Here is a 1,341-nt window from a genome sequence, read left to right as displayed (position 1 = left end):
TCGGCCACCTGCACCTGCTCCAGCGCCAGCCCGCCGCCCCCGGCCGCCAGCTCGCCCTGCATGTCGAACATCACCTGGAACAACGGCGTGTGGCTCAACCGGCGCTCCGGCTGCAGCGCGTCCACCAAGTGCTCGAACGGCACATCCTGGTGCGACTGCGCATCCAGCACCGTCCCACGTACCTGGCGCACCAGCGCCACGAAGTCCGCGCCCCAATCCACCTGGTCGCGCAGCACCAGGGTGTTGACGAAGAAGCCCACCAGCCCTTCCAGCTCGACCCGATCACGGTTGGCCGTGGGCGTACCCACCACGATGTCCTGCTGCCCGGCATACCAGGACAGCAGCGCCTTGAAGCCGGCCAGCAGCACCATGTACAGGCTGGCCCCTTCCTGCCGCGCCAGCGCCTGCAGGCCATGCTCCACCTGCGCCGGAATCCGGAACACCTGCACCTGGCCCTGATAGCCCTGCTGCAGCGGTCGCGGATGGTCGGTGGGCAGCTCCAGCAGCGGCGGCGCGCCGCTCAGCTGCTGCCGCCAGTAGCCCAGCTGACGCTCCAGCTCGCCCTCGGCCAGCCACTGCCGCTGCCAGCGTGCATAGTCGGCGTACTGCACCGGCAGCACCGGCAGCGATGCCTCCACGCCACGGCAGTAGCCGGCATACAGCTGGCTCAGCTCGCGGCCCAGAATGCCCAGCGACCAGCCATCGCCGGCGATGTGGTGCAGGTTGAGGCCCAGCGCGTACTGCTCGCCGCCATCCCACAGCAGCAGCGCCCGCAGCATCGGCGCGCGCGACAGGTCGAACACCTCGGCGGCGAACGCCGACAGCCGCTCGGACCAGGCCGGCTCGGCCAGCTGCTGCACTGCCAGCGTCCACGCCGGCAGCGGCACCACCTGCTGCATCGGGGTGCCATCGATGGACACCACCTGGGTGCGCAGCACCGCGTGGCGCTGCAGGATCGCGTGCAATGCCTGCTCCAGCGCATGCACCTGCAGCGGACCGCTCAGGCGCAGCGCCAGCGGAATGTTGTAGGTCGCCGAGCCGCCTTCCAGCTGGTCCAGGAACCACAACCGCTGCTGGGCATGCGACAGCGGCTGCGGACCGCTCAGTGCCTGGGCCTGCAGCGCCGGGCCGCGGCGGCGGCCCGGCGCGGACGCCAGCCGCGTGGCCAGCTGGCGGATGGTCGGCGCTTCGAACAGCGCCTTGACCGCCAGCTCCACCCCAAACGCCTCGCGCACGCGCGACATCAGCTGCACCGCCAGCAGCGAGTGGCCGCCGCTGTGGAAGAAGTTGGCGGTCACCCCGATCTGCGGCTGCTCCAGCAGCTGTCCCCAGATCGCCTGC

The 1,341-nt window shown here is 70.9% G+C and carries 1 protein-coding gene; it reads right to left on the bottom strand.

All coding sequences use genetic code 11. From position 1 onward, the window contains the following. The coding region (locus GDJ08_RS19940; RefSeq protein ID WP_229296592.1) for a condensation domain-containing protein at window positions 1-1,341 on the bottom strand (1,341 nt) is incomplete at both ends.

The organism is Stenotrophomonas nematodicola (assembly GCF_009467805.1).
In the GTDB taxonomy this organism is placed as follows: Bacteria; Pseudomonadota; Gammaproteobacteria; order Xanthomonadales; family Xanthomonadaceae; genus Stenotrophomonas; species Stenotrophomonas nematodicola.
Note: the sequence above shows the minus strand (reverse complement) of the source record. Positions and strands in the feature narration are given on the sequence as shown.